Source organism: Bradyrhizobium sp. 62B (assembly GCF_030272265.2).
Lineage (GTDB): Bacteria > Pseudomonadota > Alphaproteobacteria > Rhizobiales > Xanthobacteraceae > Bradyrhizobium.
The window spans coordinates 2,006,674-2,028,708 of sequence record NZ_CP092841.2 but is presented as its reverse complement, the minus strand read 5'-3'; the positions used below and the strand labels follow the sequence as shown (position 1 = coordinate 2,028,708).

Genomic DNA, 22,035 nt, shown 5'->3' with positions numbered 1-22,035 from the left:
GCTACGCCGACGGCTCGAATTGCGGCTGCCATCGCAAGAGGTAGGACTGCAACGAGCGCACCGCGACCGCGAGCAGGATGCCGACGAACATCATCACGAAGATGGCGACCATCATCTCGCTGGCATTGGCCCGCGCCTCGGCTTCGATGATGAGCTTGCCGAGGCCGCGCTCGGCGCCGATGAACTCGCCGACGATGACGCCGATCAGCGCAAAGGACACCGCCGGCAGGAGCGAAGCGAACACCCAGGCGAGCGCCGACGGGATCACAACGGTCCGCAGCACCGTGAATTCGCTGGCGCCGAGCAGGCGGGCGGCGGCGATCTGGTCGCGGTCGACCGCCCGCGTTCCCTCGAAGGTGTTGAAGAACACCACGAAGAACACGACGAGCCAGGCGGTCGCGATCTTGGAGAGGTCGCCGAGGCCGAAGATCAGGATCACGAGCGGCACCAGCGCGATGCGCGGGATCGAGTTGAGCGCGACGATGTAGGGCCCGAACACGCGCGCCAGGAACTCCGAACGGCCGAGAACGAGGCCAGCCGCGATGCCGCTTGCCGAGCCGAACAGGAAGCCCCACCAGGTGTTCTTCAAGGTGACGAGCGTTGCAAGCCACAGATTGTTGTCGTTGCTCTTGACGCAGGCGGCAAAACCGCCGGCGTCAGCAAAGCAGCCGAGCCGCAAAAAACTTTGCCAGATCAGCGACGGCTTGGCGACGAAATAGGGATCGAGGATTTTTGGCACAAAGGCTTTCGGCAGCAGCGCCTTGCTCCATTCGAAGCCCCACTGCCAGACGACGAGAATTGCTGCGAGAATGGCCAGTTGCCAGAACAGGATGACGATGCGGCTGTTGGACATGGTCAGTCGGCCCTGGTACGGCGGAACTCTTCGCCGAGCGAATGCCAGATGTGGGAATAGAGGCGGCCGAATTCGGCGGTCTCGCGTATGGCAACGGGATCGCGCGGACGCGGAATGGCGACGTCGAAATCTTCCTTGAGGCGTCCGGGCCGCGCCGAGAGCAGGATGATGCGGCTCGCCAAGGTCAAGGCTTCGCCGAGATCGTGCGTCACGAACAACACGGTCTGCCGTTCGCGTTCCCAGATCTCCAGCAGCGTCTTGTGCATCTCCAGCTTGGTGTGGGTGTCGAGCGCGCCGAACGGCTCGTCCATCAGCAGGATCTCGGGCTCGAGGATCAGCGTGCGCATCAAGGCGACGCGCTGGCGCATGCCGCCGGACAGCATGCGGGGAAAGCTCTGCGCAAAGCCCGTGAGCCCGGCCTTCTCGACGGCCGAAGCGACGCGCCCCGCACGCTCGACCTTCGGCAATCCCGCGATCTCCAGCCCATAGCCGATGTTCTGCTCGACGGTGCGCCAGGGAAACAGCGTATCGCGCTGGAAGACGTACCCGACCCCGGGGTTGACCTTGCCGGTCTCGACCGTGTTCTCGTCGATCAGGATGCGTCCGCCGGAGCGCGGCAGCAGCCCCGCGACCATGTTGAGAATGGTGCTCTTGCCGCAGCCGGACGGCCCGAGCAGCGCGACGAACTCACCCTGCTTGATCTCGAAGGAGACGTCGTCCACCGCCACGAACTCTCGCCCCGACGCGTTGAAGCGTTTGGTGAGCCCCTGCACCGTTATGCGGATGCGCGCCGCCGCTGCTTGATCTTCGTCGCACGCGAGCGCAAGGCCCTGGCCTGACGCGGCGATCATTTGTATTTCGCCCTGGCTGCCTGGAGGAAGCTCATGTCGACGACATCCTCGTACCTGGTCTCGGGGATATCCGTGCCCTTGCGGTACCAGGGCTTGGCGCCGCGTTCGAACGCAGCCTTGTCGATGACACCGTCATAGGCCCAGGTCGACTTGTCGAAGCCGAGCTCGGCGCTGATCGCATCGGGATCTATCCCTGAGAAATATTTCGGCGCAACGAGCGCCTGCACCTCCGCGAGCGGCGTCGCCTTCACGAAGGCCATCGCGCGATAGATCGCGTTGACATAGGCCTGCACCATCGCCTTGTCCTGCTCGACCGTGTCCTGCAGCGTGTAGATCACGAGCACCGGTAGCGTCCCGCCGAAATCCTTCTCGAACACACCGGGTTTGGAGGTGTCGTAGATCGTCTTGCCAAAGCCCTTCTTCTCGACCTCGACGATCCAGCTCGGCGGCGCCATGATGGCGTCGAACTGCTTGGTCTGGAGCGAAGGGAACATCGTGTTGGGCCCGCCGCCCGCGACCCAGTTCACCTTGCTGCCAAGCCCGCGCGCTTCGAACACATAAGTGCCGAATACCCAGGTGCCGGACCCGATCGCGGTGGCGGCAACGATCGGCTTGGCGCCATCGGGGCGCTTGAAGTCGGCGAGCTTCTCGACCGTAGTGATGCCGCTCTCGTAGAGGTCCTGCCGGACCATGATGCTGGCGTAGGAGCACACCATCTCGGTCGCGAGCAGGATCTTGCACGGCTTGCCGCGCGCACCGAGCTGGAGCGGGTGGCTGGCATCGCCATGGGCGAACAACGCCTGCCCTGCCGCCAGCGTCTGGCGCCCGAATGTGCCGGCGTTGCCGGTGATGAGCTTGGAATCGAGTCCTTCGTCTTTGAAGTACCCCTTCAGCTCCGCGATCATGCCGATGGCATAGACCGGCGAGACCGGCCCGAAGGCGAGCGAGACCTGCTTGGCCTCGGCGCGCGATTGTCCGGGCAGCAAAGATGCGCCGGCCCATGTGGAGCCGGCGATCAGCGCCTGGCGTCTGGTAATGCTCATGTGCTCCTCCTCCCTTTGCTTTTGTTCGATGGCGCCGATCGATCAAGACGGCGCGACCTTGATCGTCCCGGCCTGTCGGAGCGCCTCGATCTCATTCGGCGACATCCCGATCTCGTTCAGGATCTCGCCGCTGTGCTCGCCGATCCCAGGTGGATCGTAGCGATTGGGCAGGCGCCTTCCGTCCATGGAAATCGGCAGCAGCGGCGTCTTGGCCGCGCCGCCGCCGGGCAGCCGAATCTCGGTCAGGCCGCCCGACCGGTTGAGATGCGGATCATCGAAGAGGTCGCCGGGCTTGTTCACCGGGGCGTAGGGCAAATCGAGTTGTTCGAGACGCGCTGCGAGATCGGCCTTGTCCCATTGCTTGAAGATCTTCGCGATCTCGGGGATCAGCCAGCTGCGATGATCGACGCGATCGTTGCTCGTCGCAAAGCGCGGATCAACGAGCCAGGCCTCACGATCGAAGGCCCGACAGAACGCCTCCCATTGCTCTTCGCCGACGATGGTGACGAACAGCTTCGAGCCGTCCTTGGTGTCGAAAAGATCGTAAACCGGCCACGGACTGTCCTTGATCGAATATGGAATGGACGGCTGGCCGCTGACCACCTCGCACATCATGGCCTGCGCCATCAGGAACACGTTGTTCTCGTACAGCGCGCTCTGGATGTAGCGGCCCCGGCCGGTCCGCTGCCGCTCGGCGAGCGCAGCCTGGATCGCAATCACACCGAACATGCCGCCCATGACATCGTTGACCGAGGCGCCGGCGCGCATCGGTCGGTCGGGCAGACCGGTCATGTAAGCAAGGCCACCCATCATTTGCACGACCTCGTCGAGCGCGAGGCGGTTCTCGTAAGGTCCGGGCAAATAGCCCTTGAGCGAGCAATAGATCAGACGTGGCGCGAAGGCCGCGACGCTCTCGTAGTCGAGGCCGATCCGTTTCAAGAGGCCCGGCCGGAAATTCTCGATCAGGACGTCGCTGTTCTCGATGAGCCTGCGCGCGACGCCCTGGCCTTCCGCCGTCGACGTGTCGAGCGCGATGCTGCGCTTGTTGCGGCTGTAGGTGGCGAAGAAGCCGGCGGCGGGTCCCTTGAAAAACCGGGTGCGGTCGCCCTTGGGCGGCTCGACCTTGATCACGTCGGCGCCGAGATCGGCGAGGATCAAGCCGCAGCTCGGCCCCATCACCATCTGGCTGAACTCGACGACCCGAAGGCCGGCGAGCGGGCGAAGCCCCGATGCCGTCTCACGCGCAGCCGTGCTCATGCCGCGCTCCGCAGGACCTTCGGGATTCCGGCCTCGTGCAGATGCCCCGTCAAATGTGCTGCCGGGATATGGCGGGCGAGAATTTCGCGCGTTTGCATCAGGCGATCGAGGTCGATGCCGGTGGAGAGGCCCATGCGTTCCAGCATGAACACGAGGTCCTCGGTAACGATGTTGCCGCGCGCTCCCGGAGCAAAGGGACAGCCCCCGAGGCCGGACACCGCGGCATCGAACCGGCGGATGCCGGCTTCGAGGCCCGCGACGGCATTGGCGAGGCCGGCACCGAGCGTGTCATGCAGATGCAGCCGCAGCGTCATTTGCGATCCGACCTCGCGCCGGACCGCCGAGACGATCTGCCCGATCGATTTGGGCGTCGCATAACCGACGGTGTCGGCAAGCCCGATCTCGTCGGCGCGGGCCTCGGCGAAGGCGCGCGCCACCCGGCACACGGCCGCTTCGCTCACCTCACCCTCCAGCGAGCAGCCGAAGGAGGTGGAGATCGCGCCCATCAATTGCGGCCGCTGGCCCACAGGCCGGTCGTCGATCGCGGCGCGGACCGCGCGAAATGCTTCGATCTGCTCGTCGACCGAGCGGCGCACATTGGCCTGGTTGTGCGTCTCGCTCGCGGAGATGACGAAATAGACGGCGTCAACGCCTGCCGCGATGGCGCGCTCGGCGCCCTTCGGGTTCGGCACCAGTGCGCCGATGGTCGCCGACTTGTGTGTCAGCGCATGCGCCATCACCGCATCGACGTCAGCGAATTGCGGCACGACCTTCGGCGGCACGAACGATCCGGCATCGATCTCGCGAACGCCGGCAGCGGCGATCGTGTCGATCAGCGCACATTTGGCCTCGGTCGGAACGAAGATGTCCAGGTTCTGGAGACCATCGCGGGGGGCAACCTCGCATATGTGAACATCGGGCGCGCGCGCCATCGGGCTCTCTCCCTGGGTCGATTGTATATTGTTGCGGAAAAGAACAATCTGTGGGACAGTCTGTCAAGCCCTAAAACTTGCGTGCACTGCAATGAGCGCATCCGATAGTTCCCGACCGCGCAGCGACAAGAACGGTTCCGAACGCGCCGAGCACCTCGCCGGGCTGATCATGGCGCTCGCCCGGCGCGAAGGCATGAAGGCCGGCGACCGCCTGATCGAGCAAAGGCTTGCGGATGCGCTGGACCTTTCACGCGCGCCGATCCGGCTCGGCCTGAAGGCGCTGGAAGCGGCGGGATTGGCGCGCGGCGAGCCGCATCGCGGCTTCGTGCTGGCGAAGAATCCGACCAGCGGCGCAGCCCAGCCCGCGCTCGCGGCGGTCAGGCGCAACGAGCAGGTGTATGCGACCGTCGCGGGCGACGTGCTCGCGACACGGCTGCCGGTCGATGTCACCGAGGCGGAGCTGATGCGCCGCTATGACGTCACGCGCGCCGAGTTGCAGCGGCTGCTGGACCGGATCGCCGCCGAGGGCTGGATCGCACGCCTGCCGGGCTATGGCTGGCGTTTTGCGGAGACGGTCTCCAGTCCCGAAGCGCAAGCGCAGGCCAAGGCGTTTCGCGCGGTGATCGAGCCGGCGGCCATCGCGCAGCCCGGCTTTTCGCTACCGCAGGAGGTGATCGTGCGCCTGCGCGAACGTCAGCAACGCGTGTTCGAAGGCGAGATCGAGAAGATGACGATCGGCGAGATCTTTCAGTCGGGCTGCGAATTCCACGAAGAGATTATCCGCGGAGCCGGCAATCCCTTCTTTCTCGAAGCGCTGAAGCGCGTGAATTCGATCAGACGCCTGTTCGCCTATCGCAGCTTCGCCGACCGTGAGGGTATGCGGCGGCATGTGCGCGAGCATTTGCGCCTGCTCGACGTTCTGGAGACGCGGCGCTACACCGAGGCGGCCGAACTCATGGCCCGGCATCTGCAACGGCCGCTGGTGGCGGGCTTGTCGTGATGCGCAAACCCGGCTTGCGTGGAATTCGCTGTCCGATCTTGATTCCGGTCAATCGTTCCGGAGCCCGCCACTGCTAGACGCATCCTGCGCAACGGCAGGGAGCGGACGCTTGTGGTTGACCGGCGACAGTTCATCGCAACCGCGCTCGGGTTGTCCGCGACTGCGATCAGCGGTCTTCCCGCCGCAGGGGCGGCGACGACCTATGACGCGGCGGTGACGGCATCTCGGGCTCCGCTGCGGGCCGTGCCGCGGGATCGCGAACTCGTGCGCTTTGCCACTCTCGCAGCCAATAGCCACAACACCCAACCGTGGATCTTCTCCGCACGCGGCAACGACATCGCGATCGCGCCGGATTTTTCGCGCCGCTGCCCGGCCGTCGATCCGGACGATCATCACCTGTTCGTCAGTCTCGGCTGCGCAGCCGAAAACCTCATCCTCGCGGCGTCCACGCTGGGCTGGCGCGCCGACCCGGTCATCGACGGCGACCGGATCGTGATCGCGCTCGAGCAAGCGCCGCCCACCCCATCTGCGTTGGCGGCCGCGATTCCGATCAGGCAATGCACCCGCGCGGCGTTCGACGGCAGGCCCGTCGCGCCCGAGACCTTGCGTCGGCTCGAGGATGCCTGTCGTGAACCTGACGTCACAGCCATCCTGATGACCGAGCGCGCCGCGATCGCCGAGGTCGCCGACTACGTGCTCGAAGGCAATTCGGCGCAAATGCGCGACAAGGCCTTCATGCGCGAGCTCGTGAGCTGGATTCGCTTCAACGAGGCGGAAGCGCTCGCAACCATGGACGGGTTGTTCGCGCCTGCCTCGGGAAATCCCTCCCTGCCGTCATGGCTGGCGCGGCCGCTTCTGAAACTCTTCTTCACCGAAAGCGGGGAAAACAAGAAGTATCGCGAACAGCTCGCCGCCTCGGCGGGCGTCGTCGCGCTCGCTGCAGATCGCAACGACAAATCGCACTGGATCGCGGTCGGCCGCGCCTGCCAGCGCTTCGGCTTGCAGGCAACCGCGCTGGGACTGAAATATGCCTTCGTCAACCAGCCGGTCGAGGTGGCGGCGCTGAGGTCGCAATTTGCGGCCTCGCTTGGACTGGGCGAACGGCGATGCGATATCGTGATGCGCTTCGGAGCCGGTCCGGACCTGCCGAAATCGCCGCGGCGTCCGCCGGAGCTGGTGATGCGATCCTAACGCCGCAGACCGCTCAGCGCCGGCGACTCGCCGGGCAGCATGTTCGATCGGATATCGCTGTCCATGCGGCCCGAGTCCTGCTGGATGAAACCGGCGCCGAACGACAGGCTGAGATTGGAGGTCGGCTTGAATTCCACGCCCGCAAACGCGCTGTAGCCGGGTGCCGCGCCCGAGGTTAGCGGCGCAACCGAGCTGCCGATGCCATTGCCATATTTCAAAGTGTCGAAACCAGCGAAGAACGTCACGGGCAAGCCGCCCGCGGTCTTGGTGCTGTAGCCGAACTGCGTACTGTCATAAGAGAGCGCGTTGAAATTTCCGGCAAATCCGGCCTGACTGAGTCCGGTCTGACTGAGCCCGCTCCAATTGAGATTACCGCGCTGACTGCCGACGAAGAAGCCGTTCGCGAAATTGGTACGCCCGCCGGCGTCGCCGGCATTGAAGCTCGAAAAATTGCCGTAGATATCGGCGCTCTGGCCATCGCTGCCGCCAAAGCCAAAGGGTCCGCCCGGAATGACATACCTCAGCGGTGCAACTTGCGCATCAGCGGACGTTGCGCCGAGGCAGAGCACGGCGACGAGAGCTGCAAGACCGCATGAAGCTGCAAGGCGGGACATTCGGGTAACCTTCGAAAACCTCGCAAATCATACCCTCCAGCGAGGAGGAATGCCAGCGAGGCGACGCCGTGTCGTCTCACCCGGGTTCCGGGATACCCATGCCGAATGTGAGCTGATTGCCGTCGGCATCGACCACGTCGAAATCGCGCATGCCGTAGTCGCGGTCCTCCGGCCGGTTGATGGGCTTCGCGCCACGTCCTGTCGCCTCGGCATAGATCCGGTCGACGTCGGTGACGAAAATGCAGAGACCGCCTTGTCCAGGCAGCCGCTTGGTTGCGGCCGCCGCGAGCAGATGCAGAGCGACCTCGTCGCGGCACAGGCAGGCATAGGACGCCGGCTCGCCGTATTCGAAGGTGACCTCGAACCCGAGAACGTCGCGGTAATAGGCGAGGCTCGCCGCGATGTCCGAGACGACGAAGACGGTGGCGGAGCCGGCCATCCTGGGACGTTCCTCGGTCATCTGTCCTCTCCCTCGCGAGCGATCTCCCGCACGCAGCCTAGCATGCGCGCTCGGGTTCTTGCACGGGTCGCGCCGCAACGTAAGCTGGTCCCGAAGCGACTCTCTTGTCGCTGCCGATCCCGCACGGAGAGCCCGGTGACATCTGACAATCCCGTCGCGTACCAACGTCTCGGCGACGTCGCTCGCATCACGCTACGCCGCCCGCCCGTCAACGCGCTGAGCCTCGAGATGATCCGCAGCGTCGTCGCAGCCTTCCGCCGCGCGGCGGACGATGACGGCGCGCGCGTCGTCGTGCTGGCGAGCGCAATTGCAAAACGTTTTTCGGCGGGCCTCGATCTCGACATCCTGCTCGGCAAGTCCGGCGCCGAGATCCGCGAATTCCTCCAGGCGCTCTATATCGACCTCTACGATGCGCAGTACGGGCTGGGAAAGCCGTCGATCGCCGCGGTCGGTGGCGCGGCGCGCGGCGGCGGCATGACCATGGCGGTGTCCTGCGACGTGGTGCTTGCGGCGGAGAGCGCGACGTTCGGCTATCCCGAGATCGACGTCGGCGTCATTCCCGCGATCCATTATGCGCATCTGCCGCGCATCGTCGGACGTCATCGTGCCTTCGAGCTGCTGTTCACCGGCCGGGTCTTCAGCGCCATGGAAGCGCGCGAGCTCGGCGTGGTGAACCGCGTGGTCGGCGATGCCGAACTCGAGACGGAGGTGCTGAGGCTTGCGGCGCAATTCTCCGCCAAATCGGCCGCGGTGCTGCGGATGGGCCGCGCCGCCTTCATGCGCCAGATCGATCTCGACTACCGGCGCAGCATCGCGAGCGCCGTGGATGATTTCTGCAATGTCGCAACGACCGACGAGGCGCAGGAGCTTTTGAGAGCGTTCGTGGAGAAGCGGGCACCGAACCGGTGATGGAGAGACCGACGAAGGACAGCGCGCTCAGGCGGTCCTGTCCACGGAGGACGATGAATCGGCCGGCGGATATTTCGTCACCGGCACCATGAAGGATTTCGTGCCGACCTGGTAGATGACCTTGCCGTTCTGCCCGTCATCGGTCGCGATCTGCGTCTGCCCGAACATGATGACGTTCTTGTAGACGTAGCCGGTGCCCTGGCGGGTGACGCCGTCGGTGGTGACGCTGACCTGCGCTTCCTTGCCGTTGACGGCCAGCACCTTGAAGCTCGCGCTCTTGCCATTGGCGCTGGAATAGCCGCCCCAGCTTCCCATCAGACGGCTGTCGGAAGCGGGCGGGGCCTGCTTCTCGAGATTGGCGGTCTGCTTGCCGGCGCCTCCGAAGGAGAACAGCATCACCATGTTCTTGCCGTCCTTGGTGCCGACCGTGACCCCGCCGAAGGTGATGAGCGTGCCTTGAACCTCGGCAAAGCCGCGCTCGGTGTGGCCGTTATGGGTGTACTCGACCTGCGCCCGGGCGCCGCGGATGTTCACGACCTTGAAGCCGACGGGCTGGTTATTGCCGACCCAATTGCCCTTCCAGTCGCCGACCAGAGCACTCTGGTGATACAGCCGCTCGTTGGCGGGCGAAATCTGGTTGGTGCTCGATGAGACGATGGCCATTGGAGCGCTCGGAGACGGGCCGGATAAACCCGCTTTCATTCGCTTCGGCAATGTCAGGATGCCGACTGGAAACGAACGGAAACCGGCTGATTAGGGCCCTGCACCGGTTAACGAGCCGTTAAGCTCGGGCATGGGCCGGGCGGGCAAAAGGTCTCAGCCGGCCCTTCAGCGCCCCCAGCGGTCCGACCAGATCTTCTCGCCGATCAGGCAGTTGACGCGCGGCTCCTTGTCGGCGACCCGCATCACAGGACGCTCCGGCGTGCGGCCGGCGACCTCCATCAGCAGCTTGGTGCGGATCGCTTCCTTGAATTTGTCGCGGTCCTTGATCGTGATGACGAAGGAGCCAGGGCCGCCGATGACGCAGTCCTCGTAGTAGAAATCGAGATTGTCGATATCCATGGTCGAATAGGACGGCTCCTTGACCATGATCGGCAGGCCGTTGATGACGATGCCCTTCTCGAGCGCGGCATCGCGCGCCACCGTGACCGGGCCGCCATTGTTGTTGGGGCCGTCACCGGAAATGTCGATCACACGGCGCAGGCCCCGATAGGGATCCTCTTCGAACAGCGGCATCGCGAAGGTGATCGCGCCCGAGATCGAGGTGCGCGAGGCGCGCCGGATCGGCGTCTTCATGATCTCGGCGGCGACCGCATCCGCCGTTTCAGGACCATCGACCAGCCGCCAGGGGATGATGATCTTCTGGTCGCTGGAAGCGGCCCACTCGAAATAGGTCACCGCGATCCGTCCATTCGGGCCGAGCTTCAGGGCCTGGAGGAACTCCTTCGACTGGATCGCCTGCGCATAGCCCTCGCGCTGGATCGCGAGCTCGTCCATGTCCATGGAGTAGGACACGTCGACAGCGAGGATCAGCTCGACGTCAACCGTCTGCGCGTCTCTGTCGGCCGCCGAACGCTGCGGCTGACTTTTGGGCGGCTCGAATTTAGGTCCTGGCGCCGCGATGCCCGCGACGTCTCCTCCGGCAAACATGCCGGCCGCCAGCACAGCCCCGATCGAGAACAGCAAGCGCATCGCAGCCTCTCCCGTCGTATGACGCGATGGTGACATGCAATCGCCTTGCCGCAAAGCGCGAAGATCGCTTGCGCTTCACATTCAAGTTAGGAATCTGCGGGTTAGTACGCGCGCTTTGCGCAATGCTGCCGCCATGTTGCGCTTGCGCTGCCGGAACAGGCGCGATCATAAGCACTGTCATTCCGGGGCGACTCGAAGAGCCGAATCCCGAATGACGACGCCGGCCGAGACGCGCCCGCCACTTGTTCCAAGCGATTTCCATGCTAGGTTGGCCGCACAGATGGGGATGGAGTCCCCCGACAACCGCCCGGCGGCCTTGACCCGTCATCTTGGACCGTAGTGGGCTGATGACTCCTGCTTGAGGAGGGGCAATCTTTGAGCCTCTGCCTTCGGCGGGAGCATGGACAAACCCGCCGGTGGCGGGTTTTTTGTTGTCTGGTGCAAGGCCAGGAGAAGGCGAAGACGTGACGACGACATCGAATGCCGCACGTAGCGGGCTACCGAGAGGAATCTGGGTGCTCGGCTTCGTCTCGATGCTGATGGACATCTCCTCCGAGATGATCCACGCGCTGCTGCCGGTCTATCTCGTCACCGTGCTCGGCGCTTCGACACTGACCGTCGGCTTCATCGAGGGCATTGCGGAGGCGACCGCCTCGATCACCAAGATCTTCTCCGGCGCGCTGTCGGACTGGCTCGGCCGCCGCAAGCTGCTCGCCGCACTCGGCTATGGCCTCGCCGCATTGACCAAGCCGCTGTTCCCGCTTGCGCCCAGCGTCGGATGGCTGGTGGCGGCGCGGTTCAGCGACCGCGTCGGCAAGGGCATTCGCGGCGCGCCGCGCGATGCGCTGATCGCCGATATGGCTCCCGTCGGCCTGCGCGGCGCGAGCTTTGGCCTGCGGCAATCGCTCGACACCATCGGCGCCTTCGTCGGACCGCTGGTGGCGATCGGCCTGATGTGGTGGACGGCGGACAATTTCGCTCTCGTCTTCTGGGTCGCGGTGCTGCCGGCCTTCCTGTCCTTCGGCTTGATCGCGTTCGCGGTGAGCGAGCCGGAGCCGGACCCAAGCCGGGAGCCTGCAAAAAATCCGCTCAACTTCGCCGCGATGCGGCAGCTCGGAGCGGTCTATTGGCGCGTCGTCGCCGTCGGAATCATCTTCACGCTGGCGCGTTTCAGCGAGGCCTTCCTGATCCTGCGCGCACAGAACATCGGGCTGAATGCGATGTGGGTGCCAGCGGTGCTGGTGCTGATGAACATCGTCTACGCCCTGTCGGCCTATCCGGCCGGCGTGCTCTCGGACCGCATCAACCGGACCGGCCTGCTCGCGCTCGGCCTCGTCTTCCTCGCCGGGGCCGATCTGGCGCTTGCGCTGCTGCCTAATCTGGCAGGCCTCGCGCTCGGTGTCGTGCTGTGGGGACTGCATATGGGGCTGACGCAGGGCCTGCTCTCGGCCCTCGTTGCCGATGCCGCACCGCCGAACCTGCGCGGCACCGCGTTCGGCTATTTCAATCTGTTCACCGGCCTTGCCCTGCTGGCCGCGAGCGTGATCGCGGGCGCGCTGTGGGACGTCTATGGTCCGGCGGGAACGTTCCTTGCGGGACTGGGCTTCGCGCTGGTCGCGCTCATCGGTCTGCTCGCCGTCGGCAACGGTCTGGCGGCGGAAGGAAAATCGTGACGGGAGGCTGTTCATCGTGCTGAGCGGAGCAATCGCGATCGTGATCGGTAGTGCCCTGGGGGGCTGCGCACGCTATTTCGTCTCCGGTGCGATCGCGCGGCGGCTGGGCGAGACGTTTCCGTGGGGCACCATGACCATCAACGTCACCGGCGCCTTCCTGATCGGCATTTTCGGCGCGCTGGCGACCCATCCCGGCTCGGTGTTCGCGACGCCTGATCCGTGGCTGTTCGCGGTGACAGGATTTCTCGGCTGCTACACCACGGTGTCCTCGTTCAGCCTGCAGACGCTGACGCTCGCGCGAAGCGGCGAGCCGATGCACGCGCTCGGCAATATCGTGTTCTCCGTCGGACTGTGCCTTGCCGCCGTCAGTTGCGGCTTCCTCCTTGCCGATCGTCTGGGAGGCTAGCGGCTGATGAACTCCCCTTCCGCCGAGCGCTGGCGCACTGCGATGCTCTATGCCTGGGTTGCCACCGGCAGCATCGTCGGCGGCCTGACGCGTTATCTTGTCGGGCTTGCACTCGATACGGGACCGGGCTTTCCCTTCGCGACGCTGTTCATCAACGCGACGGGCTCGCTGATCATCGGCTTCTACGCGGCGCTGACCGGCCCGGACGGCCGGATGCTGGCGCGGCCGGAGCACCGGCAGTTCGTCATGACCGGGTTCTGCGGCGGCTACACCACCTTTTCGACTTTCAGCCTGGAGACCTTCCGCCTGCTCCATGGCGGCATGAAATACACGGCGCTCGCCTACATCGCCGCTTCCGTGATCTGCTGGCTGGTGTCGGTATGGATCGGCCATATCATGGCGAGCCGCTACAACCGCTTGACAAGGAGCTGACCATGCAAATTCCCAATCAGGCAGTTTCGCTCCGGATCTTCATCGGCGAGAGCGATCATTTCGAGGGCAAACCGCTCTATGAAGCGATCGTGATGACGGCGCGCGAGCGGCACCTTGCCGGCGCCACCGTGCTGCGCGGGCCCATGGGCTTCGGCAAATCGAGCCGGCTGCACACCTCGAAGATCCTGCGGCTTTCGGAAGATTTGCCGCTGCTGATCGAGATCGTCGACAGCGACGACAACATCAACGCATTCCTGCCCATCCTGGATGGCATGATGTCGAGCGGGCTGATCACCTTGGAGAAGGTGCAGGTCCTGCAATATGGTGAGAAGGCTGCGAGCTGATCGCCGCGGCTGGAACCGAGCCCGCCGATCCCAGGAGGCGGAATGAACGACACCGTTACCAAGCCGAAAACCAGGACGAAGACCAAGGTCGAGCGGCCGAAGCTGCACAAGGTCATCCTGATCAACGATGACTACACGCCGCGCGAATTCGTCACCATGGTGCTGAAGGCCGAATTCCGCATGACGGAGGATCAGGCCTTTAAGGTGATGATCACCGCCCACAAGCTGGGGGCTTGTGTCGTCGCCGTGTTCACCAAGGACGTCGCCGAGACCAAGGCGACCCGCGCCACCGACGCCGGCCGCGCCAAGGGCTATCCACTGCTGTTCACGACCGAGCCGGAGGAATAGCGGCTCAATCGACCAGCACCGGCGTCTCTTCCGCCAGCCCGTACACGCGCTGCGCCTTGGAGAACCCGGCAATCGGAAATTCGCCGAGCTGGTGCCAGTCGTGCCGGCAGACATTGGCAAAACCTTCCGAGGCGACGACGGTCCGACCCAGCCGACCCGTGATCTTCTCCAGCCTCGCGGCAAGGTTCACCGCGGGGCCGATGCAGGTGAAGTCGAGGCGGTTGCCGCCGCCGATATTGCCGTAGAGGATGTTGCCGACATGCAGCGCGACACCGAAGCGGAAGCGCTCGACGGCGTCGCCGACCGGAAAGGCCAGCGCCTCGACGCTGGCGCGGGATTCGCGCGCCGCTTCCAGCACGCGCGTACAGACATGGGCGGCGTCGCCGACATATTCGTCGATCGGAAACACCGCGAGCAGGCCGTCGCCCATGAACTTCAGCACCTCGCCGCCATGGCCACGGATCGCGGTGACCTGGCAATCGAAATAGTGGTTGAGGATCTCGACGACGGTCTCGGCGGGCAGCCGGTCCGAGAGCGCGGTGAAGCCGCGCAGGTCCGAGAGCCAGATCGCGGCCTGCATGGTGTCGTTGTGGCCGCGCCGGATCTGGCCGCCGAGGATGCGCGCGCCGGCGCGGTTGCCGACATAGGTGTCGAGCAGCATCTCGGCGGTGCGGCGCAGGCTGATGATCTCGCTGACGCGCGCGAGCGGTGCAATGATGGAGCGGATCGCCGCAATGTTGTCGTCGCTGAAGCCGCCGGGCTGCCGCGTCATCCAGCTTGTCGCGTTGTCGGAGCCGTCGAGGAACGGCAGCGGCACCGCGATATAATCGGTCACGCCTTCGGCGCGCATGTCGTTGATGATGGGAAATCGCTGGCTGGCGGGATCGTCGACACGCCCTCTGACCTCGAGCCCCTGCTCGAATACGATCCGAAGCGGACTCTGGGCGAACGCCGGCGAGTCCAGCACATCGAATTCGACAGTGCCGATTTCGACCTCTCCGCCCTGCCGCCAGATGAAGTTGCGGCCGAATATTTCGGGGTGGAGCGTGCGGATGAAAATGCCGAACCGCCACAGCGGTAGACCGGCTACGACCAGACGTTCGCAGAAATCCGCGATCATGGCGACTGGCTCCACCGTCGACCAGGCGCCGTCGATCAGCCAATTAGAGACGCGTTGGAGCTCGGAGCTTTGCATGCCCGCATTTGCGGACGAAGTTGCGGGATCGTCAAGCTGCGCGGTGGGCTAGTACCGCGGCACGACGCCCTACTCGGCGCTAGCGCCCCACCTGCCCGCGGTCGCGCAGAAAGTGGTCGGCCAGCACGCACGCCATCATGGCCTCGCCGACGGGAACGGCGCGGATGCCGACGCAGGGGTCGTGGCGGCCCTTCGTGAAGATTTCGGTGTCTGCGCCCTGGCGATCGACAGTCCGGCGGGGCTGCAGGATCGAGGAGGTCGGCTTCACCGCGAAACGCACCACCACCGGCTGCCCCGTGGAGATTCCGCCCAGCACGCCGCCGGCATGGTTGGACAGGAAGCGCGTACCGTCATTGCCGGTGCGCATCTCGTCGGCATTCTCCTCGCCGGTGAGTTCGGCCGCGCCAAAGCCGGCGCCGATCTCGACGCCTTTCACCGCGTTGATGGTCATCATCGCACCCGCCAGATCGGAATCGAGCTTGGCGTAGATCGGCGCGCCCAGTCCGGCGGGCACACCTTCGGCGACGATTTCGATCACCGCGCCGATCGAGGAGCCGCTCTTGCGGATGCCGTCGAGATAGGTCTCGAAAAACGCGGCCTTGTCCTTGTCCGGGCAGAAGAACGGATTCCTTGCGATCTCGTCCCAGTCCCATTTGGCGCGGTCGATCTTGTGCGGGCCCATCTGCACCAGAGCGCCCCGCACGCGGACGTCGGGCAGCACTTTTCGCGCGATCGCACCGGCCGCAACGCGCGTCGCGGTCTCGCGCGCGGAGGAGCGGCCGCCGCCGCGATAATCGCGCAGACCGTATTTGGCTTCATAGGTGAAGTCGGCGTGCCCGGGGCGAAACTTGTCCTTGATCTCGGAATAGTCCTTCGAGCGCTGGTCGGTGTTCTCGATCAGGAGCCCGATCGGCGTGCCCGTCGTCACCTGCACACCGGTCTCCGGATGCGCCATCACGCCGGAGAGGATTTTGACCTGGTCTGGCTCCTGGCGCTGGGTGGTGAAGCGCGATTGGCCGGGCCGGCGGCGATCGAGGTCGCCCTGGATGTCGGCCTCGGTGAGCGGGATCATGGGCGGACAGCCGTCGACCACGCAGCCGATGGCCACCCCATGGCTTTCGCCGAAGGTGGTGACGCGGAACATGTGGCCGAAGGTGTTGAAGGACATCGCTGCTCGGTGGTTCGTAAGTCAGTTCTGACTTGTGGTAGCGCCGCGGATCACGGCGTTCAACCCCGTTCCCGTCATTCCGGGATGGTCCGAAGGACCAGTTCCGGAATGACGATGGGTGGCCTAACTGAACTTTTCCAGCCGTCCCTCGCGGAACACGTAGACGGCGCCCTGCTGGATATAGAGCTCGGCGGCGCTGGCCGGTGTCTCCAGGCCAAGCGACACCATCAGGGCCCGGCAGGTGCCGCCATGGGCGACCGCGACGGTGTCGGCCTGCAGCTGATCGTACCAGGCGCGCACGCGGATTTGGACGTCGGCATAGGTCTCCCCGCCCGCCGGACCCACCGTCCATTTGTCGGCGAGGCGCCTTGCGTAAATGTCGGGATCTTTCGCCTCGCTCTCGGCCAGCGTCAGCCCTTCCCAGCCGCCGTAGCCGATCTCGCGCAGCCGATCATCGAGCGCATAGTCGGCAACCGGCAGTTCGAGCTTGCCGCGGGCGAGCTCCATGGTCTGGCGCGCACGGCCGAGCGGGCTCGACACGTAAGGCAGCGCCGCCTTGTCGCGCCCCTCGCGCTTGAACAAATCGGCGAGGATGCTGCCGGCCTGGATGGCTTGATCGCGCCCGCGCGCGTTCAGCGGGATGTCCTTGGTGCCCTGAAGCCTGCCGAGCGCATTCCACTCGGTCTCGCCGTGGCGAAGATAGTAGATCGTGGGCACGGCCATTCCGGATTTGAAACTAGTCCTTGCCGCCGAACGAAATGTCCGGGGCATCGGGCCGCTTCATGCCCAGCACGTGATAGCCGGAATCGACGTGATGCACCTCGCCGGTGACGCCGCGCGAGAGGTCGGAGAGGAAATACAGCGCGCTGCCGCCGACGTCTTCCGTCGAGACGTTGCGCCGCATCGGCGCGTTGGTCTCGTTCCACTTCAGGATATAGCGGAAGTCGCCGATGCCGGATGCCGCGAGAGTCTTGATGGGACCGGCCGAGATCGCGTTGACACGAATGTTCTTCTCGCCGAGATCGGCGGCGAGATAGCGCACGCTAGCCTCCAGCGCCGCCTTCGCCACGCCCATCACGTTATAATGCGGCATCCACTTCTCGGCACCGTAATAGGAGAGCGTGATCATCGAACCGCCATCCGTCATCAGCTTCTCGGCGCGCTGCGCCACGGCCGTGAACGAGTAGCAGGAGATCAGCATCGACTTGGAAAAATTCTCCGCCGTGGTGTCGACGTAGCGGCCCTCGAGCTGCTCGCCATAGGCGATCGCGTGCACCAGGAAGTCGATCTTGCCCCACTTCTCCTTCAGCACCGCGAACGCGGCATCGATGGTCGCAGCATCGGTGACATCGCAATGGCCGAGCACGAGACCACCGATCTCGGCGGCGAGCGGCTCGACGCGCTTCTTCAGCGCATCGCCCTGATAGGTGAAGGCGAGCTCGGCGCCGGCGGCGTGGCATGCCTTGGCGATGCCCCAGGCGATCGAGCGGTTGTTGGCAAGGCCGAGGATCACCCCGCGCTTTCCTTGCATCAGACCTGAATTCTGCGCCATTTTTGAACGTCCCGTCGAACTCTTGGTGAGGTCTGGAGGTACACCAGCCCTCCCCTGCGGTACAGCCCTAATACGCCGCGTTAACGCTGTTTCGAGCGGCGGAATAGCCGTTCCATTCGGGTGTTATGATCACTATGGGCGCTCGCGCCTGACACCAGGACGTCAAGACCGCAATGAGTGCGTTTCGCCAGAGTGTGGAAGCCATGATCCCGGCGTTGCGCCGCTACGCCCGCGCGCTCACGCGCGACGCGGACGCGGCCGACGATCTGGTGCAGGACACGCTGGTGCGGGCCCTGCGCTCGGAGCGATTGTTTCTCGGAGGCGACGTCAGGAGCTGGCTCTACACGATCCTGACCAACCTCAACAAGAATCGGCGGCGCTCGCTGGCAAGACGTCCGCAGTTCATGCAACTGACGGACAACAACCCGGATGCCAGCGGCACCGAAGCCGAAGGCCGCGACATCGAGAGGGCGCTGGCGACGCTCGTCGAGGAGCAACGCTCGGTGTTGCTGCTGGTCATGCTGGAAGGCATGAGCTACCGCGAGGTCGCCGACATCCAGGGCGTGCCGATCGGCACCGTGATGTCGCGCCTCGCCCGCGCGCGCGCCCACGTCAAGGCCTCGCTGGAAGGCGAGCGCCCGGCACTGCGGCGGGTGAAATGATGGCAGGATTGATGCACCGCGTATTGTCCGCCTGCAGCATGCCGATGAGCGACGCGAAGTTGAACTTTGAACGACATTCAGGGCCACAGAGCCAGAGACGATCGAAATGAACGAGCGCAAGATCCCAGTGACCGAGGACGAACTGCACGCCTATGTCGACGGCGAGCTGCCGGCCGAGCGCCGCGCCGACGTCGAGGCCTGGCTTGCCGCCCATCCTGAAGAGGCCGAGCGCGTGCAGTCCTGGCGCGCGATGGCGGAGATGCTGCACGCCCGCTACGATTCCATCGCCCAGGAGCCGGTGCCGGCGCGGCTGGAGCTCGAGCGGCTGGAACGCCGCCCGCGGCAATGGCTCTATGGTGCCGCCGCGGCTGTGCTGGTTGCTTTCGTCGCCGGCGGCACGGCCGGCTGGGTCGCGCATGGCGCCGCCAGCGCGCCCTCGACCTTCCAGAGCTTTACCGCGGACGCGCTCGACGCACACCGTCTCTATGTCGTCGAGGTCCGCCACCCCGTCGAGGTCGGCGGCAATGAGCGCGACCACCTCCAGGCCTGGCTGACCCGGCGCTGCGGCTGGACCGTGTTCGCGCCGAACCTGGAGGCCAGCGGGCTGAAGCTCGTCGGCGGCCGGCTTTTGCCGGGGCCAAGCGGTCCGGCCTCGTTCCTGATGTATGAAGGTGCCTCGGGCGAGCGCTACACCATCTACACGGCCAAGACCGAGAATGGTGCAACGCAAATGCGCTACGCCAAAACGGACAAGGACGGCGCGCTGTTCTGGGCCGAGCGCGGCGTCGGCTACGTCGTCAGCGGGGGCGGTGATCGCGACCGGCTGACCAAGGTGGCGCAGGCGGTCTATGATCAGGCCGAGAAAAACGGCACCTGAAAGACTGCTGCACCGCAGTGCCCAGATTCCGACATTGAAAATTTGGAATGAAGACATCGGTGCGTCTCATTATCGCACCGGATGATCACGCGAAAATGAGCAGCGTTCGATCCGCCGATCGACGCGGGCGGCCTCGATTGGGGTTTTTGGTACCGCGCTGGTCCCCCTCTCGAGGCCGCACTTTTTTATCGGCTGCCCCGCCGGACAGCCGACACGTCGAATTCGTGAAGCGCTACCACGCCTCAGGCATATGATGAGCATCATCTCCCGGACGATGCCCTAGGCCTTTAGGAGAACCCCTTCAGTTAGAATCGCCTAACCAAGCCCGCTACGTGGATTGTAGGGGTGTTGGTCCCGCCACTTCTCCATCAATGCTTCAAGCTCGGCGTCGTTCCCGTCCGGTAGCATAATCCTGACGGTGACGAAGAGATCTCCGGTTCCACCGGATTTTGGCAGGCCCTTGCCCTTGAGCCGGAAGGTCCGGCCGCTGGAGGTGTTTTTCGGGACCGAAAGCTCCACGGCATTGCCGAGGGTGGGCACGCGGACCTTGGCCCCGAGCACGGCCTCGTAGAGCGTGACCGGCAGGTCGATCCTGAGGTCGGCGCCCTCGACCTTGAAGAACGGGTGCGGGGCAATGTTGATGGTGATCAGGAGATCGCCGGGCGGATGGCCCTGCGCGGACTCGCCTTGCCCCCGGAGCCGGATCTGCTGGCCCTCGGTGACGCCGGCGGGAATCTTGACGTTGAGCTCCTTGCCCGTCGGCAGCCGGACGCGTTTCTCGCCGCCCTTGACCGACTCTTCCAGCGAGACGGACATGGCAACGTTGACGTCGAGATCGAGCCCGACGCCGCCGGTGTCGAATTCGAACTGGGCTCCACCGCCGGCCCCAGGACGGGCGCCGCGCATCCCGCCGCCGAACATGCTGTTGAGGATATCCTCGAAGGCGCCGCCGCCCTGGCCAGGGCCGCCGCCGGAGCGGAACGAATAGCTTTCGAAGCCGCCGGGACCGGCGCGGCCACGCGGCCCGCCACCGCCCGGAAACCCCTGGAAGCGCGGCTTGCCCTCGGCGTCGATCTCGCCACGGTCGAACTGCTTGCGCTTGTCCTCGTCGCCGATGATCTCGTTCGCCGAGTTGATTTCGGAGAAGCGCTCGGCGGCTTTGGGGTCGTCCTTGTTGCTGTCGGGATGGTGCTTCTTGGCAAGCTTGCGATAGGCGCTCTTGATCGCGGCAGCGCTAGCGCTCCGCGGCACCCCCAAGACCTCATAGGGGTCGCGCATCCGTCACGTCTCCTTCAAGAAATCGAATTGTTCAAAGGGCTCCCCGCCCCACCTGCGATCCATGTGGGGGCGGAGTGGCATTTTTGCAACTAGGCTTGCCGACCGAATCCTAGCTCCGCCACGGCTTTAGCGTATGAATCTCCCAACGGCCACGGGTGCTTTGGCAGCCGGCGCCCTGGAGCCAGCTTTCGGTCGCCCCGTTGACATAGCTCGCCAGGAAATCGCGGCATTTGCGGCCGTCCTCGGCGGCATAGGATTGCGCGATCGGGGTCACCGAGCCGCGCGCCCCGGTCTCCGGATTCTCCCAATGCTGACTGGAATCCTTGTCGCCCTTGCTGAGGACGTCGGAGGCGGCGTTGCGGGCGAAGGCGAGATCGGTCTCGGTCGGCGGGGCCTCCTTCGCCGGTCGCGCGATCGAGCCGGTGAGGTCGCTGTCGTCGGCCTTGGCGTAGGCGCTCTGGTCCTTGCGGGAAAAGCTGCATCCCCCGGTACCGAGCCCGATCAGAATGATCGTCATGACGAGGCCTGTGGGTCGGATCGCCGATAGGCCAACGCGTCCCCATGCCCTATATAGGGCGGTAGCGGACGACAACGCGTTTTGGGCCGCGGGACGCAACTCGGACTCCAGACATGACCGACACGACCTCGATGAAACACCAGACACCCTTAACATCCGGTGATTTCACCGCCGCCGACGAGCCATTTGCGCTGTTCGAGAGCTGGCTGAACGAGGCGATCAAGAGCGAGCCGAACGATCCGAACGCCATGGCGCTCGCAACCGTCGACCCCGACGGGCTGCCTGATGTGCGCATGGTGCTGATGAAAGGCTTCGATACCGAGGGTTTTGTCTTCTACAGCCACATCGCAAGCCAGAAGGGCCGCGAACTCGCCGCAAATCCTAAGGCCGCTTTACTTTTTCACTGGAAGTCGCTGCGCCGTCAGGTCCGCATCCGCGGCAACGTGACGCCGGTGACGGAGGCCGAGGCCGACGCCTATTTCGCCACCCGGCCCAAGCAGGCCCAGATCGGCGCCTGGGCGAGCAAGCAGTCGCAGGAGCTGGAGAGCCGCTTCGCCTTCGAACAAGCCATCGCGAAAGTCGCGGCCAGATACGTCATCGGCGAAGTGCCGCGGCCGCCGGGCTGGAGCGGCTGGCGCATCACGCCCGCGCGGATCGAGTTCTGGCACGACCGCCCATTCCGTCTGCACGACCGCATCGAATTTCGCCGTGACGCGGCCGGCCAACCGTGGTCCAAGACGCGGATGTACCCTTAAGACTTTGGGCCGACCTGAAAGATGTC

Annotated in this window: 26 protein-coding genes and 1 riboswitch; of the genes, 11 read left to right on the top strand and 15 right to left on the bottom strand. The window is 65.0% G+C overall.

Annotated features, from left to right (window positions below; all coding sequences use genetic code 11):
• Position 1 precedes the first annotated feature (1 nt).
• Genes ML401_RS09640 through ML401_RS09620 form a run of 5 tightly spaced genes read right to left on the bottom strand, consistent with a single transcriptional unit; the run spans position 2 to position 4,936 of the window.
• Positions 2-853 carry an ABC transporter permease gene (locus ML401_RS09640; protein WP_194406769.1) on the bottom strand — a complete coding sequence of 284 codons (852 nt, stop codon included), beginning with the start codon at positions 851-853 and terminating at the stop codon, positions 2-4.
• Between the two features lie 2 nt (positions 854-855).
• The gene (locus ML401_RS09635) at positions 856-1,704 is read right to left on the bottom strand and encodes an ABC transporter ATP-binding protein (RefSeq protein ID WP_285811646.1); all 849 of its coding nucleotides are present in this window, start codon (positions 1,702-1,704) and stop codon (positions 856-858) included.
• Positions 1,701-2,747 carry an ABC transporter substrate-binding protein gene (locus ML401_RS09630; protein ID WP_285811645.1) on the bottom strand — a complete coding sequence of 349 codons (1,047 nt, stop codon included), beginning with the start codon at positions 2,745-2,747 and terminating at the stop codon, positions 1,701-1,703. Before ML401_RS09630 ends, ML401_RS09635 begins: the two co-directional genes overlap by 4 nt.
• 42 nt (positions 2,748-2,789) lie before the next feature.
• Entirely contained in the window at positions 2,790-4,004 is a 1,215-nt protein-coding gene (locus tag ML401_RS09625) for a CaiB/BaiF CoA-transferase family protein (RefSeq protein WP_285811644.1), read from the bottom strand.
• On the bottom strand, positions 4,001-4,936 hold the full coding sequence (locus ML401_RS09620) for a hydroxymethylglutaryl-CoA lyase (protein WP_285811643.1): 936 nt from the start codon (positions 4,934-4,936) through the stop codon (positions 4,001-4,003). Before ML401_RS09620 ends, ML401_RS09625 begins: the two co-directional genes overlap by 4 nt.
• A 91-nt stretch (positions 4,937-5,027) precedes the next feature.
• Between ML401_RS09620 and ML401_RS09615 the strand changes: the two genes are divergently transcribed.
• Together ML401_RS09615 and ML401_RS09610 are read left to right on the top strand one after the other, a co-directional pair.
• Positions 5,028-5,936: a GntR family transcriptional regulator gene (locus ML401_RS09615; RefSeq protein ID WP_246776449.1), complete on the top strand. Its 909-nt coding sequence runs from the start codon at positions 5,028-5,030 to the stop codon at positions 5,934-5,936.
• Positions 5,937-6,047: 111 nt separating this feature from the next.
• On the top strand, positions 6,048-7,127 hold the full coding sequence (locus tag ML401_RS09610) for an Acg family FMN-binding oxidoreductase (protein WP_285811642.1): 1,080 nt from the start codon (positions 6,048-6,050) through the stop codon (positions 7,125-7,127).
• Here ML401_RS09610 and ML401_RS09605 read toward each other — a convergent pair.
• Together ML401_RS09605 and ML401_RS09600 are read right to left on the bottom strand one after the other, a co-directional pair.
• Complete coding sequence (locus ML401_RS09605; RefSeq protein ID WP_285811641.1) at positions 7,124-7,741, bottom strand: hypothetical protein; 618 nt, start codon at positions 7,739-7,741, stop codon at positions 7,124-7,126. The two genes, ML401_RS09610 and ML401_RS09605, sit on opposite strands and share 4 nt — an antisense overlap.
• A gap of 76 nt (positions 7,742-7,817) precedes the next feature.
• Positions 7,818-8,201, bottom strand: a complete 384-nt coding sequence (locus ML401_RS09600; RefSeq protein WP_212065461.1) for a glyoxalase superfamily protein — start codon at positions 8,199-8,201, stop codon at positions 7,818-7,820.
• A 135-nt stretch (positions 8,202-8,336) separates the two neighbouring features.
• Between ML401_RS09600 and ML401_RS09595 the strand changes: the two genes are divergently transcribed.
• Positions 8,337-9,110 carry an enoyl-CoA hydratase/isomerase family protein gene (locus ML401_RS09595; RefSeq protein ID WP_285811638.1) on the top strand — a complete coding sequence of 258 codons (774 nt, stop codon included), beginning with the start codon at positions 8,337-8,339 and terminating at the stop codon, positions 9,108-9,110.
• A gap of 27 nt (positions 9,111-9,137) precedes the next feature.
• Here ML401_RS09595 and ML401_RS09590 read toward each other — a convergent pair whose 3' ends face one another.
• Together ML401_RS09590 and ML401_RS09585 are read right to left on the bottom strand one after the other, a co-directional pair.
• Positions 9,138-9,773: a hypothetical protein gene (locus tag ML401_RS09590; protein WP_194406760.1), complete on the bottom strand. Its 636-nt coding sequence runs from the start codon at positions 9,771-9,773 to the stop codon at positions 9,138-9,140.
• Positions 9,774-9,938: 165 nt separating this feature from the next.
• Positions 9,939-10,802, bottom strand: coding sequence for a DUF1194 domain-containing protein (locus ML401_RS09585; protein ID WP_211418017.1), 864 nt, complete (start codon positions 10,800-10,802; stop codon positions 9,939-9,941).
• Positions 10,803-11,075: 273 nt separating this feature from the next.
• Positions 11,076-11,166: riboswitch (Fluoride riboswitch) on the top strand.
• Between the two features lie 100 nt (positions 11,167-11,266).
• Here ML401_RS09585 and ML401_RS09580 point away from each other — a divergent pair.
• Genes ML401_RS09580 through clpS form a run of 5 tightly spaced genes read left to right on the top strand, consistent with a single transcriptional unit; the run spans position 11,267 to position 14,005 of the window.
• Positions 11,267-12,475, top strand: coding sequence for an MFS transporter (locus tag ML401_RS09580; RefSeq protein WP_376717351.1), 1,209 nt, complete (start codon positions 11,267-11,269; stop codon positions 12,473-12,475).
• Between the two features lie 16 nt (positions 12,476-12,491).
• Positions 12,492-12,881, top strand: coding sequence for a fluoride efflux transporter CrcB (gene crcB, locus ML401_RS09575; protein ID WP_376717350.1), 390 nt, complete (start codon positions 12,492-12,494; stop codon positions 12,879-12,881).
• A 6-nt stretch (positions 12,882-12,887) separates the two neighbouring features.
• Positions 12,888-13,313, top strand: coding sequence for a fluoride efflux transporter CrcB (gene crcB, locus ML401_RS09570; RefSeq protein WP_285811635.1), 426 nt, complete (start codon positions 12,888-12,890; stop codon positions 13,311-13,313).
• A 2-nt stretch (positions 13,314-13,315) separates the two neighbouring features.
• Positions 13,316-13,657, top strand: coding sequence for a DUF190 domain-containing protein (locus ML401_RS09565; protein ID WP_285811634.1), 342 nt, complete (start codon positions 13,316-13,318; stop codon positions 13,655-13,657).
• A 42-nt stretch (positions 13,658-13,699) separates the two neighbouring features.
• On the top strand, positions 13,700-14,005 hold the full coding sequence (gene clpS / locus ML401_RS09560) for an ATP-dependent Clp protease adapter ClpS (protein ID WP_194406755.1): 306 nt from the start codon (positions 13,700-13,702) through the stop codon (positions 14,003-14,005).
• Positions 14,006-14,009: 4 nt separating this feature from the next.
• Here clpS and ML401_RS09555 read toward each other — a convergent pair whose 3' ends face one another.
• The 4 genes from ML401_RS09555 to fabI all read right to left on the bottom strand — a co-directional run bounded on the left by ML401_RS09555 (position 14,010) and on the right by fabI (position 17,920).
• The gene (locus ML401_RS09555) at positions 14,010-15,200 is read right to left on the bottom strand and encodes an adenylate/guanylate cyclase domain-containing protein (RefSeq protein ID WP_285811633.1); all 1,191 of its coding nucleotides are present in this window, start codon (positions 15,198-15,200) and stop codon (positions 14,010-14,012) included.
• Between the two features lie 79 nt (positions 15,201-15,279).
• Complete coding sequence (gene aroC / locus ML401_RS09550) at positions 15,280-16,368, bottom strand: chorismate synthase (RefSeq protein WP_194406753.1); 1,089 nt, start codon at positions 16,366-16,368, stop codon at positions 15,280-15,282.
• A 123-nt stretch (positions 16,369-16,491) separates the two neighbouring features.
• Entirely contained in the window at positions 16,492-17,091 is a 600-nt protein-coding gene (locus ML401_RS09545; protein WP_211418024.1) for a histidine phosphatase family protein, read from the bottom strand.
• A gap of 13 nt (positions 17,092-17,104) precedes the next feature.
• Positions 17,105-17,920 (bottom strand): enoyl-ACP reductase FabI, encoded by an 816-nt coding sequence (fabI, locus tag ML401_RS09540; protein WP_211418025.1) that lies wholly within the window; start codon positions 17,918-17,920, stop codon positions 17,105-17,107.
• A 173-nt stretch (positions 17,921-18,093) separates the two neighbouring features.
• Between fabI and ML401_RS09535 the strand changes: the two genes are divergently transcribed.
• A complete protein-coding gene (locus ML401_RS09535; RefSeq protein WP_194406750.1) occupies positions 18,094-18,582 on the top strand; it encodes a sigma-70 family RNA polymerase sigma factor in 489 nt (162 codons plus the stop codon).
• A 106-nt stretch (positions 18,583-18,688) separates the two neighbouring features.
• Positions 18,689-19,459: an anti-sigma factor gene (locus ML401_RS09530; protein ID WP_194406749.1), complete on the top strand. Its 771-nt coding sequence runs from the start codon at positions 18,689-18,691 to the stop codon at positions 19,457-19,459.
• A 315-nt stretch (positions 19,460-19,774) separates the two neighbouring features.
• On the opposite strand, the gene ML401_RS09525 is transcribed toward ML401_RS09530, so the two are convergent.
• The gene (locus tag ML401_RS09525) at positions 19,775-20,737 is read right to left on the bottom strand and encodes a DnaJ C-terminal domain-containing protein (RefSeq protein ID WP_194406748.1); all 963 of its coding nucleotides are present in this window, start codon (positions 20,735-20,737) and stop codon (positions 19,775-19,777) included.
• A 109-nt stretch (positions 20,738-20,846) separates the two neighbouring features.
• On the bottom strand, positions 20,847-21,254 hold the full coding sequence (locus ML401_RS09520) for an RT0821/Lpp0805 family surface protein (RefSeq protein ID WP_194406747.1): 408 nt from the start codon (positions 21,252-21,254) through the stop codon (positions 20,847-20,849).
• Between the two features lie 113 nt (positions 21,255-21,367).
• On the opposite strand from ML401_RS09520, the gene pdxH reads away from it, so the two are divergent.
• Complete coding sequence (pdxH, locus tag ML401_RS09515) at positions 21,368-22,009, top strand: pyridoxamine 5'-phosphate oxidase (protein WP_285811628.1); 642 nt, start codon at positions 21,368-21,370, stop codon at positions 22,007-22,009.
• Positions 22,010-22,035: the final 26 nt, after the last annotated feature.

What these genes read in the sequence shown, in the direction of transcription:
- fabI (WP_211418025.1), bottom strand. Translation starts at nt 17,920, where the DNA reads ATGGCGCAGAATTCAGGTCTGATGCAAGGAAAGCGCGGGGTGATCCTC.
- pdxH (WP_285811628.1), top strand. Translation starts at nt 21,368, where the DNA reads ATGACCGACACGACCTCGATGAAACACCAGACACCCTTAACATCCGGT.
- ML401_RS09635 (WP_285811646.1), bottom strand. Translation starts at nt 1,704, where the DNA reads ATGATCGCCGCGTCAGGCCAGGGCCTTGCGCTCGCGTGCGACGAAGAT.
- aroC (WP_194406753.1), bottom strand. Translation starts at nt 16,368, where the DNA reads ATGTCCTTCAACACCTTCGGCCACATGTTCCGCGTCACCACCTTCGGC.
- ML401_RS09625 (WP_285811644.1), bottom strand. Translation starts at nt 4,004, where the DNA reads ATGAGCACGGCTGCGCGTGAGACGGCATCGGGGCTTCGCCCGCTCGCC.
- ML401_RS09520 (WP_194406747.1), bottom strand. Translation starts at nt 21,254, where the DNA reads ATGACGATCATTCTGATCGGGCTCGGTACCGGGGGATGCAGCTTTTCC.
- clpS (WP_194406755.1), top strand. Translation starts at nt 13,700, where the DNA reads ATGAACGACACCGTTACCAAGCCGAAAACCAGGACGAAGACCAAGGTC.
- ML401_RS09615 (WP_246776449.1), top strand. Translation starts at nt 5,028, where the DNA reads ATGAGCGCATCCGATAGTTCCCGACCGCGCAGCGACAAGAACGGTTCC.
- ML401_RS09600 (WP_212065461.1), bottom strand. Translation starts at nt 8,201, where the DNA reads ATGACCGAGGAACGTCCCAGGATGGCCGGCTCCGCCACCGTCTTCGTC.
- ML401_RS09530 (WP_194406749.1), top strand. Translation starts at nt 18,689, where the DNA reads ATGAACGAGCGCAAGATCCCAGTGACCGAGGACGAACTGCACGCCTAT.
- ML401_RS09545 (WP_211418024.1), bottom strand. Translation starts at nt 17,091, where the DNA reads ATGGCCGTGCCCACGATCTACTATCTTCGCCACGGCGAGACCGAGTGG.
- ML401_RS09620 (WP_285811643.1), bottom strand. Translation starts at nt 4,936, where the DNA reads ATGGCGCGCGCGCCCGATGTTCACATATGCGAGGTTGCCCCCCGCGAT.
- ML401_RS09630 (WP_285811645.1), bottom strand. Translation starts at nt 2,747, where the DNA reads ATGAGCATTACCAGACGCCAGGCGCTGATCGCCGGCTCCACATGGGCC.
- ML401_RS09525 (WP_194406748.1), bottom strand. Translation starts at nt 20,737, where the DNA reads ATGCGCGACCCCTATGAGGTCTTGGGGGTGCCGCGGAGCGCTAGCGCT.
- ML401_RS09585 (WP_211418017.1), bottom strand. Translation starts at nt 10,802, where the DNA reads ATGCGCTTGCTGTTCTCGATCGGGGCTGTGCTGGCGGCCGGCATGTTT.
- ML401_RS09565 (WP_285811634.1), top strand. Translation starts at nt 13,316, where the DNA reads ATGCAAATTCCCAATCAGGCAGTTTCGCTCCGGATCTTCATCGGCGAG.
- crcB (WP_285811635.1), top strand. Translation starts at nt 12,888, where the DNA reads ATGAACTCCCCTTCCGCCGAGCGCTGGCGCACTGCGATGCTCTATGCC.
- ML401_RS09605 (WP_285811641.1), bottom strand. Translation starts at nt 7,741, where the DNA reads ATGTCCCGCCTTGCAGCTTCATGCGGTCTTGCAGCTCTCGTCGCCGTG.
- ML401_RS09640 (WP_194406769.1), bottom strand. Translation starts at nt 853, where the DNA reads ATGTCCAACAGCCGCATCGTCATCCTGTTCTGGCAACTGGCCATTCTC.
- ML401_RS09555 (WP_285811633.1), bottom strand. Translation starts at nt 15,200, where the DNA reads ATGCAAAGCTCCGAGCTCCAACGCGTCTCTAATTGGCTGATCGACGGC.
- ML401_RS09535 (WP_194406750.1), top strand. Translation starts at nt 18,094, where the DNA reads ATGAGTGCGTTTCGCCAGAGTGTGGAAGCCATGATCCCGGCGTTGCGC.
- ML401_RS09590 (WP_194406760.1), bottom strand. Translation starts at nt 9,773, where the DNA reads ATGGCCATCGTCTCATCGAGCACCAACCAGATTTCGCCCGCCAACGAG.